Origin of the sequence: Actinomyces massiliensis 4401292 (assembly GCF_000269805.1) — a bacterium.
Lineage (GTDB): Bacteria > Actinomycetota > Actinomycetes > Actinomycetales > Actinomycetaceae > Actinomyces > Actinomyces massiliensis.
The window spans coordinates 214,952-226,606 of record NZ_JH711482.1 but is presented as its reverse complement, the minus strand read 5'-3'; the positions used below and the strand labels follow the sequence as shown (position 1 = coordinate 226,606).

Annotated in this window: 13 protein-coding genes; 4 read left to right on the top strand and 9 right to left on the bottom strand. The window is 61.3% G+C overall.

Features of this window, described 5'->3' with window-relative positions; all coding sequences use genetic code 11:
- Nucleotides 1-120: 120 nt before the first annotated feature.
- Together W5W_RS0109415 and W5W_RS0109410 are read right to left on the bottom strand one after the other, a co-directional pair.
- Nucleotides 121-738 (bottom strand): L-threonylcarbamoyladenylate synthase, encoded by a 618-nt coding sequence (locus tag W5W_RS0109415; RefSeq protein ID WP_017195221.1) that lies wholly within the window; start codon nucleotides 736-738, stop codon nucleotides 121-123.
- A gap of 42 nt (nucleotides 739-780) precedes the next feature.
- Nucleotides 781-1,368, bottom strand: coding sequence for a TetR/AcrR family transcriptional regulator (locus W5W_RS0109410; RefSeq protein ID WP_017195220.1), 588 nt, complete (start codon nucleotides 1,366-1,368; stop codon nucleotides 781-783).
- A gap of 179 nt (nucleotides 1,369-1,547) precedes the next feature.
- Here W5W_RS0109410 and W5W_RS0109405 point away from each other — a divergent pair, with 179 nt between their 5' ends.
- The 3 genes from W5W_RS0109405 to W5W_RS15750 all read left to right on the top strand — a co-directional run bounded on the left by W5W_RS0109405 (nucleotide 1,548) and on the right by W5W_RS15750 (nucleotide 2,785).
- Entirely contained in the window at nucleotides 1,548-1,964 is a 417-nt protein-coding gene (locus W5W_RS0109405) for a hypothetical protein (protein WP_008730002.1), read from the top strand.
- 184 nt (nucleotides 1,965-2,148) lie between these two features.
- Entirely contained in the window at nucleotides 2,149-2,478 is a 330-nt protein-coding gene (locus W5W_RS0109400; protein WP_017195219.1) for an ArsR/SmtB family transcription factor, read from the top strand.
- Nucleotides 2,462-2,785, top strand: a complete 324-nt coding sequence (locus tag W5W_RS15750) for a hypothetical protein (protein WP_081486238.1) — start codon at nucleotides 2,462-2,464, stop codon at nucleotides 2,783-2,785. The genes W5W_RS0109400 and W5W_RS15750 overlap by 17 nt, the downstream gene beginning before the upstream one ends.
- A gap of 254 nt (nucleotides 2,786-3,039) precedes the next feature.
- On the opposite strand, the gene W5W_RS16155 is transcribed toward W5W_RS15750, so the two are convergent.
- The 7 genes from W5W_RS16155 to W5W_RS0109375 all read right to left on the bottom strand — a co-directional run bounded on the left by W5W_RS16155 (nucleotide 3,040) and on the right by W5W_RS0109375 (nucleotide 10,153).
- Nucleotides 3,040-3,846: a hypothetical protein gene (locus tag W5W_RS16155; protein ID WP_154650319.1), complete on the bottom strand. Its 807-nt coding sequence runs from the start codon at nucleotides 3,844-3,846 to the stop codon at nucleotides 3,040-3,042.
- Between the two features lie 8 nt (nucleotides 3,847-3,854).
- On the bottom strand, nucleotides 3,855-4,733 hold the full coding sequence (locus W5W_RS16150) for a hypothetical protein (protein WP_008730031.1): 879 nt from the start codon (nucleotides 4,731-4,733) through the stop codon (nucleotides 3,855-3,857).
- A gap of 6 nt (nucleotides 4,734-4,739) precedes the next feature.
- Nucleotides 4,740-5,960 carry a hypothetical protein gene (locus W5W_RS16145; protein ID WP_154650318.1) on the bottom strand — a complete coding sequence of 407 codons (1,221 nt, stop codon included), beginning with the start codon at nucleotides 5,958-5,960 and terminating at the stop codon, nucleotides 4,740-4,742.
- A gap of 283 nt (nucleotides 5,961-6,243) precedes the next feature.
- The gene (locus W5W_RS15745; protein ID WP_198430137.1) at nucleotides 6,244-6,579 is read right to left on the bottom strand and encodes an SAV_915 family protein; all 336 of its coding nucleotides are present in this window, start codon (nucleotides 6,577-6,579) and stop codon (nucleotides 6,244-6,246) included.
- Between the two features lie 209 nt (nucleotides 6,580-6,788).
- Nucleotides 6,789-8,564, bottom strand: a complete 1,776-nt coding sequence (gene aspS, locus W5W_RS0109385; protein ID WP_017195217.1) for an aspartate--tRNA ligase — start codon at nucleotides 8,562-8,564, stop codon at nucleotides 6,789-6,791.
- A 153-nt stretch (nucleotides 8,565-8,717) separates the two neighbouring features.
- Nucleotides 8,718-9,482, bottom strand: a complete 765-nt coding sequence (locus W5W_RS0109380; RefSeq protein ID WP_017195216.1) for a hypothetical protein — start codon at nucleotides 9,480-9,482, stop codon at nucleotides 8,718-8,720.
- A 152-nt stretch (nucleotides 9,483-9,634) separates the two neighbouring features.
- Nucleotides 9,635-10,153, bottom strand: coding sequence for a hypothetical protein (locus W5W_RS0109375; RefSeq protein ID WP_154650317.1), 519 nt, complete (start codon nucleotides 10,151-10,153; stop codon nucleotides 9,635-9,637).
- A gap of 1,168 nt (nucleotides 10,154-11,321) precedes the next feature.
- On the opposite strand from W5W_RS0109375, the gene W5W_RS16140 reads away from it, so the two are divergent.
- Nucleotides 11,322-11,486: a hypothetical protein gene (locus W5W_RS16140; protein WP_154650316.1), complete on the top strand. Its 165-nt coding sequence runs from the start codon at nucleotides 11,322-11,324 to the stop codon at nucleotides 11,484-11,486.
- Nucleotides 11,487-11,655: the final 169 nt, after the last annotated feature.

The window sequence follows — 11,655 nt, the reverse complement described above, 5'->3', positions numbered from 1 at the left end:
ACTGAGTCGACTGAATCAGCAGCCCGAGTTACGGGCGCGCCCGGCCCTCCCTCCGGCACCGAGGTCTTGACCGGGGCCGATCCGGAGCTGTCAGTTCTCCCGACCGGCCCCGGTACCGGCTCACAGCAGAGAGATGTCCCCCGCCCCCTCGCGCACGACCTCGGGGGCGTCATCGGTGAGATCGACGACGGTGGTGGACTCAGTGGACGTCACAGGGCCCTCGATGACGATGTCGATCAGGTGCCCGAGAGCATCTTCAACCTCCCACCCCGAGCTCTCCGGCTCGGTCTGCCCGGGGCGGATGAGGGTCGACGACAGGATGGGGGCGTCGAAGCCGGCGACGAGGGCCTGGGTGATCGCATGGTTCGGGATGCGCACGCCCAGCGTGTGCTTCTTCGGATTGAGCGTCATCCTGGGCACGTCCTTGGTGCCCTTGAGGATGAAGGTCCACGGCCCGGGGGTCAGGCGCTTGATGAGGCGGAAGGCGTTGTTCCCGACGATCGCCACCGGACCGACTTGGGCGAAGCTGGCACACACGAACGTGAAATTGTGTTTGCTGTCGAGCTGACGAATAGCGCGGATGCGGTCCAGCCCCTCCTTATTCCCAGGAGCACAGGCCAGGGCGTAGCCCGAGTCGGTGGGATAGGCGATCAAGCCGCCCTCACGCAGCTTGTCCACCACCTTCTCGACCAGACGTGCCTGTGGGTTGACCGGGTGCAACTCGATATAACGTGACATGCCTTCAGCCTACCTCTGGTGACTGCGCTCACACAGCTCCGGCTATGACTCATCGCCCAAGTCGGCGATCGCTCCAGCGCTGGCCGCAACGGCATCGTCGATCCAGGAGGGGATCTCCGCACCGATGAAGGGACGCACGAGGCCGTAGGGGCTTATCCGCGTCGCAACGTACAGCAGCGCCCGACGGCGCTCGTTGATCGTCCCATAGCGCCGCACCCCCAGGTTTTCGGTAACGGCATCAATGTCCTCGTTGAGGGACTCGACCTCGTTGCGCAAGTCGCCGCTGGTGGTGGCGAGCAAGTCCTCCTGCCGGTAGAGCGTCGTCGCCTTGGCATCGGCCGGATGCTTGCGGCAGAACCGCGGCACGCACAGCGCCATCTCGATCACGGCGCGCCGCGCCTCCTCCCGCTCCCCAGCACGGATGAAGCCGACTTGGAATCGTTTGATGGATCGCAACCACAAGCGGATGAGGAGCTCCTCGCGAGATGCGAAGCGGTGGTAGACCGAACCGGTCGGGGCGCCCGCGGCATCGGCGATCTGAGCCATGGTGATATCGCGCCCCTTCTCCAGGAGGACGCGACCGGCAGCGTCGAGCAGGTCATCAAGGCTGAACTTCGCGGGTCTTGCCATAGGGGGAGGGTACAAGTTAATTTTTGAATATGCGTTCTAGAATTTCTAGTCTATTTCCGTTGATTACCCCTTCCCCCTCGCCACCGGTCCAGCCCTGGGCAAGGGCCGCCTGCTGGCTGGCCTTTCTGAGCGCGTTACCCTCCGCGGCCTGGCGGGTGGCGATGATGGTAGGAGCGGATGTGGGGTTCGGCCAGGCCTACCGCTACCGCGAGAGCGCAGGGGCGATCGCTTACGTCGTGGTCCTGGAGCTGGTCCAAATCGGCTCAGCTCTGCTCTGCCTCGGACTGTGCCGCCGATGGGGCGAAGAAGTGCCGAGGTGGGTGCCGGTCCTGGGCAGCAGGGGCATTAACCCCAAGCTGCCCCTCATGGCAGGCGCACTGGGGAATGCACTTCTATACATCATCATCTTCAGCGTAGCGACCCTGTTCCCAATAGCGCTGCTCCAACAGCCGCCGGGATGGACCCCCGCCCAGGGCATGAGCACCACGCAGACCATCATCTTTGCCCTGTGCTACTCCCCCATGCTGCTGTGGCCGATTGCTTTGACCGTTGCCCTGATCGGCTTCCGGCGCAGGCACCGGCCCCGTCGAGCCTGAAGGCGAGCTTGACGTAGGCTCGCCAGAGGCTCATGCCCTCGAATCCGGACACCTCAACCCTTGGCAGGCGACCATCCGAGCACTCGACCACACACACTGCCTCAGCTACCGGAGCCCAGCACCGGAGGCGTCGGGAAGCGCACGCCCACTTGACATCAAGATTCTTTGATATAAAAATAGTCTTATGCGAGATGCCGAGACGCCATCTGGGGCGCTCCTGAGGAACGACTCCCCAGTCGTTCACCTGTTCAAGGCACTCGCACACCCGATGAGGGCAAGCATCGTCTACCGACTGACCGAATCACCCGCGGACGTTACCGAGCTCGTCGAGCTTCTAGAGGCCTCTCAACCGCTGGTCTCGCATCATTTGCGGGTACTGAGGGAAGCCCACCTGGTGGAGGCCGTCCGTGACGGCAGGAGGAACAGCTACTCCCTCATCGATGACCACGTCACGTCGATCTTCCTCGACGCACTCAGACATACCAAGGAGCACGATCATGACTGCCACCACTGAGCACCGCCCCGCTGAGGCCCACCACCACACGCACGGTCCGGACTGCGGTCACCTCGCCGTCATCCACAACGACCACGTCGACTACATCCACGACGGCCACGCCCACCGCGAGGACAACGGCCACTACGACGAGTGCGACACCTGTTCCTGTGAGCACTGCTCGGACTCCTGCGCCGTGTGCGAGTGCACGGACTGCAGCTGCCCCACCTGCAACCACAACACCTGCAGCTGTGAGCACTGCTCGGACTCCTGCTCCTCCTGCACCTGCGAGGACTGCAGCTGCGCCACCTGCCACCACGCGGCCTGAGAGGCGTCGCGCTTCAAGAGGCGCCGCGCTTCAGTGGAAAGGCCCAGGACCCGAATGGTCCTGGGCCTTTTCTATGCCCGCCGCCCAGCCGAACGGATGGGGACCTGGACGGCAGATAAGCCTTCTCAAGGGACGTCAGAAGCACCGGCGCAGGACGCCCGGTCGGCGATGGCCTCAGCCATTTTATTGAGCCGTGCAGGGCGGCTCCAATCGTGCGCTCTCTCAGAACGTAGGATGTTCATCCAAATCGCCACCTAGGGCAACAGGAATCCAGAGAACCTCGAGTAGAGGGCCGCCGTATCCCGCATTGATGGATCTCGGTAGCACAAACGGACCAGATCGACCAGAATAGATGCATTGGATGTTACTGGTGAGACCCACAGATCTATTGACGACTTCCACCCCGGGGCCGGGCGCAACGCAAGCTTTAAAATTATTTCATTTCGACGAGTCTTGACCAGCGTAAATCTGCCATTAAGGTCTTCCCACCTGGCCGCAGCCTTGCGCCTACCGTACTGTTGGCTCAGCCCCTTTTCATTGACGACAATGTCACCTGGATACAGGGAGCGCTGGCGACGCTTCGACCATAGGCTTATGGCCCAGATAGTAAGCCCTGCGACAGCAAGAAAGAAGCCGATGGTGATCTCCACAGGAATATACTCTTCCCCAGACTCGAGCAAGACAGAAAATCCCAGCACTCCGATTGATAATCCAGCGCTTCTGAGCAATGGCGGGAGTAGATTGTCCGGCCCTGCCCCCCCTTTTAGGAAAACCCCTTCAACATTCTTTTCGACGAGAGGATACCAGGTTAAATAAGACTCGACCACGAAGTATTCTTGCCACTCACCATTAGCGTGCAAAATACTACCGAACAGGATCAAGGCACCCGCCGCAAGAGCGAAATTATTAAGCGTCGCTCTCGAATCCCAGAAAAAAAATGCTGTCACTATAAAAACCGACACCGCAGGCATGCAGAGGATGGCAGCCCAGCTACCAAACCGGTCACCCTTACCAATTTTCCGACGATAGGAGTGATCCTGATAATTCCGCTTTTCAGGCACGTAAGATATTACAGCACACCTCCCCACATGTCCTCTTCTCTGCTTGCGGTCAGGTTGTGCGTGGCGTCGTCCTGAGCTCCGTCCATGAAAAAACTCTGGACCAATTCCAACCCTTCTTGTTGGGAGAGCCTGACGCGGTCTTCGGGATGCTCAATGAAGAACCTGATCAGGTTCTCCACATACATCGGAGGGACGTCCAAAAACTGAGGTCCACACTGAATGTCAAGAGCTTGCATTCCAGGAGCCACATTTTCCCATGGTACACGGCGGTGATAGACGAAACGGGGAACCTTAGGCCTCGCAACGATGGCTCCGGGATACGTAGCGATCGTGACATAATGGGGAGATTGTCGCCAATCTCCAAACGAATTAATCCAGAGAAGATCATTCCATCCCACGGAGAAAGACCACCCATATACGGACCAGGCGAAACCATGAAAACCAAAAAATATTGGACCCACAGAATAGCGCCTCCGCAGCATAAAAAATACGAAGAGAAGAAGACCAACAAAAATGGGCACATCGATTACCATGGTGAAGAGCGAACCCGGGAAGACCCTCACGATGGGAACAAAAGATGCCAGAAATGTTACGGATGAAGAAGCACCCAATGCATTTAACGCGAGGCGCACAGTGGATACTCGATGTGGCCGCATAGCCACACCATCTTCTATTCTAGCGATGCGTGATTTCGGCATGGCTCGCGAAGCAAAGCGGTCAATTAATAGGGAGACAGATCCCGATACAGACAAGATGAACAATGATGTTCCCATAAGCGTAAAGTTTGGCAGATCTTCATTGACCCCCATATACGCGATCAAGACTCCGAAGACTGCCAGAAAGACGATTCCAGCAACCGCGATCGGCGTAACTTCAGGATTATTCATTGTCCATCATCCTGCACCTGCCAGCCATTTTGCTCCTTTCCATACTGATTTTCCAATATCGCAAGCTGTATCCTTAACAGCCTCGCCACCCTCCCTCATAGCATGACCAACACCCTGATGATCCTCCATCATGGAATCGACCGTCTTATCGGTGAAGATCGCCGCTGCGGTACCGGCAACAAATCCCGCCGCCAAGCCAACAGCAGTACCAACGCCAGGAACAACGGAGCCGCCTGCAGCGCCCAACGCCGCTGATGCTAAAATGGTTGAGCCCGCCTCGGCGATCCCTCCCGCCCCGACTCCAACTACCGTGGCAGCAGTGTTGGAAACACCTGCCTGCAACGGGCTTTCACCATTCGCGAGATCAACGCCTGTTCCAACAGCCAGCCCGACGAGCGGGAGTCTTTTGCCGGCTTTCGCAAGGAATGAAGGTGCTTCTACTTTGAATTTCGCACCTTCCTTCGCCATTTTGGCTACTATATTATTACCCTCATTTTTCATTGCACCAGCATGATTGAGCGCCTCGTTAGCAAATTTGGCACCACCAAACCCTATTGGATCCTTTAGCACCGCATCAGAAAGTCTTGCCGCATCAGAGATAAGCTTTCCACCTTGCTGCAACACTGACCGTCCGATTATAATTGAAGCGGTGCCCACCAAGGCCTTTGAACCTCCTTCAAAGGCGATGCTGAACAATTTATAAATATTACCGGCATCTTCAGCACCAAAACCACTCTTATCACCTCCTTGACCCTGGGGCAGCAGTGATTGCAATGTAGATTTCGCCTCAGTGTAAGCCCGACGAGCGTCAGCAGCCTGAACAGAAGCGTCTTCATACGCGGAATTTAATTTACTTTGGTCAGAGGCATTTACATCAGTCGGCATGGATATCGTCGTCCCAGAAACTGTTAGACCTTGAGCCGCTGCCTGCGCCCGTATACCTGACATTTTTTCCTGTACAGATTTCAAGGCGCAACCATAATCGGTGATAGCTGAGGATGTGGACGTAATCAACTCACCGAGATCGTCACAGTCTTGTACCGATCGGCCGGCTGAGGAGATGAAAGCATCGGCAGTGGCGCCCTCCCATTCAGATCCGATCAACGACTTCGCATCAGCGAAGGCATCGCCCGCGCCTGTCACCGCGCCACCCGGATTCGCGGTGAGCCACGACCCCAGGGACATAATTCCCGCCGCATCACCAGGAATATCGGTCTCGATCGTCATCGCGCAGCCCTCCCCGGAGTCGCTTCAGCTGTTGCGGAGTCCTGTGCCTCAAAATTCGAATTCGCGTTCTGAAGACCTGTCGACGCTTGCTCTATCGATGTAGAGATGAGGCTCATTTTGGAAAAAATATAATATACTGCGCCAGAGATGTCTTCCTGCACTTCTCCCGCATCGACCGATGCGGGCACCGCTTCCCCGAGCCCCGTAATACCATCACGAGCGCCCTGCAGTCGACTGACAGCGGAATCGGATGCACTCGAAGAAACTTTAGTGACCGATCCATTCATCGAATATCCTCCGGAATATAAATATCTTGAATAATCAGATCAAATGATTCTTCTTCTTGAATCCGCTCCAAGCCGGCCCAGTCCATCAGCGCCCAGGGGACGTCCCCCGCACACGTGTGAAGCCTATCCAAAGCGGTGTAGACCGGCAGTGCTATACGCCCATCATTGGTATAACGCAGCACCGCATGCCGTTCATCATGGTCGTCAACAGCACATGGGACATACACAACAGGGGGCATAACCGGCTCATTCGATTCGCTCGGATCTACATCCAGATCGTCCATAATCTTCCTGCTTTCAGAACTCGCTCGCCGCCCACTGTGGTCAGGCATGGCCGAAAGAATACAGCACGTGCCAGCAGTCACAGGTTACGAATATATAACACACATTGTTGATCATCCTGGTAAAAATTTTTAGTACTGTCTAACATAAAGCTTTTAAAAAACCACATTGCCAGCGCATCATTAGCAATTAACAGCATTGTGGGGGAGCATCCTCAAGGGACGCTCCCCCACGACTCGATCAGTCAGGCTCTATGTGTTTACTCCGAATTCCCGGGCTCGGCGTCGACTCCTGCCTCCTTGCGCTGCTCGGGAGTGATCGGAGCCGGCGCCTCGGTCAGCGGGTCGTAGCCGCCCCCGGACTTGGGGAAGGCGATGACGTCGCGGATCGATTCGGCCTTGGTCAGCAGGGAGACGATGCGGTCCCACCCGAAGGCGATGCCCCCGTGCGGCGGGGCGCCGAACTTGAAGGCGTCCAGCAGGAAGCCGAACTTCTCCTGGGCCTCGGCCTCGCTGATGCCCATGACTGTGAAGACGCGCTCCTGGACATCGCTGCGGTGGATACGGATGGACCCACCGCCAATCTCGTTTCCGTTGCACACGATGTCGTAGGCGTAGGCCAGGGCGCTGCCCGGGTCATCATCGAAGGTGTCCAGGCACTCGGGCTTGGGCGAGGTGAAGGCGTGGTGCACGGCCGTCCAGGCCGACTTGCCCAGGGCCACGTCGCCTTCGGCGCGCGCCTCGGCGGACGGCTTGAACAGGGGTGCATCCACCACCCATACGAAGGACCACGCGTCGTCGTCGATGAGACCGCAGCGCCGCCCCACCTCCAGGCGAGCGGCACCCAGCAGGGCTCGGGAAGCGTCCACGGTGCCCGCGGCGAAGAAGATGCAGTCTCCGGGCTCAGCGCCTACGGCCTCGGCCAGGCCTTCGCGCTCGGCCTCGGAGATGTTCTTGGCGACGGGCCCGCCCAGCGTCTCGTCCTCACCCACAGTGACGTAGGCCAGGCCCTTGGCGCCGCGCTGCTTGGCCCACTCCTGCCAGGCGTCGAAGGTCCGGCGCGACTGGGAGGCGCCGCCGGGCATGACCACGGCGCCGACGTAGGGGTTCTGGAAGACCCGGAAGGAAGTTCCCTTGAAGTAGTCGGTCAGATCCACCAGCTCCAGGCCGAAGCGCAGGTCGGGCTTGTCCGAGCCGTACTTCTCCATGGCGTCGCGGTAGGTCATCCGCGGGATGGGGGTGGGCAGCTCGTAGCCGATGAGGGCCCATACCTCGCGCAGAACGTCCTCGGCGACGGCGATGACGTCATCCTGCTCGACGAAGCTCATCTCCACGTCCAGCTGGGTGAACTCGGGCTGGCGGTCGGCCCGGAAGTCCTCGTCGCGGTAGCAGCGGGCGATCTGGTAGTAGCGCTCCATTCCGGCGACCATGAGCAGCTGCTTGAAGAGCTGGGGGCTCTGGGGCAGGGCGTACCAGGAGCCGGGCGCCAGCCGTGCGGGCACCAGGAAGTCCCTCGCCCCCTCGGGCGTGGAGCGGGTCAGGGTCGGGGTCTCGATCTCGACGAAGTCGTGAGAGTCCAGGACCCGGCGCGCGGCCTGGCTGACCTTGGAGCGCAGGCGGATGGCGCGCTGCATGGGGCTGCGGCGCAGGTCCAGGTAGCGGTAGCGCAGGCGGGCCTCCTCCCCCACCTGGCCGGCGTCCTCGGCGTGGTCGGAGACCTGGAAGGGCAGCGGGGCGGCCACGTTGAGGATCTCGACGTCGGAGACCACGACCTCAATCTCGCCCGTGGGCAGATTGGGGTTCGCGTTGCCCTCGGGCCGGGCCGTGACCTCGCCGGTGACGGCCAGGACGTACTCGGCGCGCAGGTCGTGGGCGACCTCCTCGCGGATCACCACCTGGGCGATGCCCGAGGCGTCGCGCAGGTCGATGAAGGCCACGCCCCCATGGTCGCGGCGGCGGTCCACCCAACCTGTGAGGGTGACGACCTGGCCGATGTCGGAGGCGCGCAGGGAGCCTGCGGTGCGGGTTCGCAGCACGGTGCTGGGTTCCTTCCGTGTGGGGCACTGAGCCGGTGCCCGTCGGGGCGCACCGCGAGACGGGCGGACGCCGTCTTCGATCCTATGCCGGGTGCGCTCTCCGCTCGTCGAGGCTTCTGCCAAGGTGATCAGACCAACATGCCTAAGGCGCGCCTACGGAGGAACCGCTGTCTCTCCCGCCGTAAGCCTGCGGTGGCTGACCACGACGATAGTGGTAAGCAGAACCAGCAGAAGCGTCAGCAGGAAGAGCGAGGCACCGAACAATGGAAAAGCGGGTGTCTCGACCTCAACGGCAGGCGGCTGAGCACCTCCTCCATCGGGCCTGATATCGACCTGGGTCGTGCTGGGGCTGGTGGAGGCGGCGGGACTCGCCGACTCCGGCTCCGCAGCGGTCGGGAAGGCGATGATGGGCGAAGGGGAAGAAGCGGCCTGTGTCGGAGAATCCGTCGGCGCATCCGTCGGTGAAGGCTTGTCGGAGCCGCCGATGATCGTCACGTCACCGACAGTGAAATAAGGGCTTTTGTTCGTGTAGTCCATGGTCCGGACTTCACTGGTTGGAATGTCGCGACCGGCGGAGACGCCGAATCGAAGCCAGTGGGAGCCCTTGGCAAGGTAGATGGGCAACTCCACGGCTCCAGAGGTGATGCCGTGATCATCGACAGTGGCGGTACCGATGACGCTCTGCCCTGGGCCCTGAGCGCCGAGTGTGTCATCGTCAACCGAGATCTGGATGGTGGCTCCAGGAGGGAATCCGGACAAGGTGTAGGTCAGGGTTCCTCCGACCGCGACGGTCGAGGGGCTGATGGTCGACGCCGTGCCCGTGGTCGATTCGCCGGCCTCCGCCGCGGATGCCGGCGGCCGCACCGTATCGAGCGCCAGTGCGCAGACGGCTATCGCTGTTACGACCGTGGCGATCACCAGTACGGCCCCGCGTCTTAGAAGCCTGCGGAACCGCGAACGGCTTGAGGCCTCCCTGACGAGAGGCCTGTCCACCGGTCGGGGCCGTACACGCGTCCTGTTCACTGACGCGTCATCGGATCATCATCGAGTCATCACTACCTCGCGCACTCTCATCGCTTAAGACCGATCAGTGCCGGACGCGCAAGAATCAGGAGAGAGCCGGCCCCCACGAGAAGGAGGCCTCCTGCGGATGCGAGCATCCAGTCGTGTCGCTCCGGGGCCCGCGATTCATGAGGTGTCGTTGTCTCGACCGTCATTTGAGCGGGTTCGGAGGTATTCGCAGCGGCTGTGGTGATCTCCAGCTGCGCCCAACCGAGCAGGCGGGACTCCCTATCGCCGACAGCGAGTTGGTAGGAGCCCTCGCTGAGGTTGGAGACATCGATCGACACGGAGTTGTCGGCATCGACCTGCGTCCAGCCCGGAGTAGATTCTTCGGGGAAGAGGAAGATCGCCACCCAGTCGCCCTTCTTGGCCTTGTCAGACGGAAGGATCAGCGACACCACATTGCCGCGCCGGGTTCCTGACAACGAGCCGGCATTGGACGCGTCGAGCTCACTCGCATCTTTGACCGGTACGGCGGGCTCCATCGCCGGCCGTCCCCGCCCCGCTTCCCCATCCGGCTCAGGCACGATGTCAGGATCTGGAGCGGGCGGCTCAGGAGCAGGAGCTTCAGTCGGGTCGGCTGGGGTGGCCGGGTCGGCCGGGTCGGCCGGGTCGGCCGGATCTTCGCCAGGTCCGGGCGGCGGAACCTCGTCGTCGCCCGGCTTGTACTCTCTAGGTCGAGGAGTCGCGGTGGGACTCGTACCGGATGTCGGCGGTGTCGGCTCCGAACTCGGCTCCTCTGGAGAACCGCTCGGATCGGGCTCGGGCGACGTGGCCGACGGGGACGGCACAGTGACAGGCCCTGTTGCCGTGGATCCGGTGGACCCCGTGGATCCAGTGGACCCTGCAGATTCTGAGGATTCTGGAGATTCTGTGGGGGCGGCGGAGTCAGCAGACCCTATGGGCTCAGCAGGCCCAGTGGGCTGAGGATCATGGGGCGGCTCCGCCGCGCTGGGCTCTGAGCTCGGGCTCGCAGCCGCCTCCGAGGACGACTCCGAAGCGGAGCTACCAGCCGAACCAGCAGACCCAGCAGAGCCCGCAGCCTCAGTAGTCCTCGTGGATTCTGTGGGGGCGGCGGAGTCAGCAGACCCTATGGGCTCAGCGGGCTCAGTGGGCTCAGGATTATGGGGCGGCTCCGCTGCAGTGGGCTCTGAGCTCGGGCTCGCAGCCGCCTCCGAGGACGACTCCGAAGCGGAGCTACCAGCCGAACCAGCAGACCCAGCCGACTCCGCAGACCCGGCGATCTGGAACTGAGTGGTACCGACGTACAACCGGGAGTCGATAGTGGCGGACAGGTAGTAGTCGCCGGGGCCTTGGCCCGAAAGACCGTAAAGGTCAGCGAGTTTGACTGACACGTCGAACACGCCATCGACGAATGTGGCGGGAACCAGAATCTCCTCGCGGGAGGCGTAACCACCTACAGCCACAAGACGCACACGGAGAGTCTGCTCTCCTTGAACGAGTTGGCCATCGAGACACCAGGCGCTGCCGGTGAGACGGACTGACGCGGCCGGGTCGTAGGCTCTCTCGCCCCCGCTCTCCGTTCCGTCTCCGGCCGCAATGCGCGCGCCGCCCTCCTCGCATGCACCTGTCCCGGCGTTCGGTGCCGGGAGAGCGGAAGACTCCGCCACGGGCACGGCGACGTCCCCGGCCATACCGCCCGAGAGGCCGCGAGAACCGCTGTCGCCTGCAGCCGTGAGAGTCGTATGCAAGCTCTCGAAGGATGCACCGCCGCCGGCGCCCTCGACCGTTGCGGCCCCTCCCATGCCGGGGCTCGTCGTCAGTGCTGCCCCCACCACCACGGGCAGGACGAATGCGGTACGCGCAGAGGACCTGACTCTGCGGCGCAACGTGGTGTAGCGCTGTGAGCGTGTCATGCGGTGACTCTCGTCGGTAGGCTCCATATACAAGTCGTGTCGCGAGAGCTCAGGGGCCGCTGCGGCGGTGGGAATTCCGGCGCTGCCGGACACGAGCATCGTGACCGACCAGTAACCGGCGAGGGAGATCGTATCGTCACCAAAGGCGACGT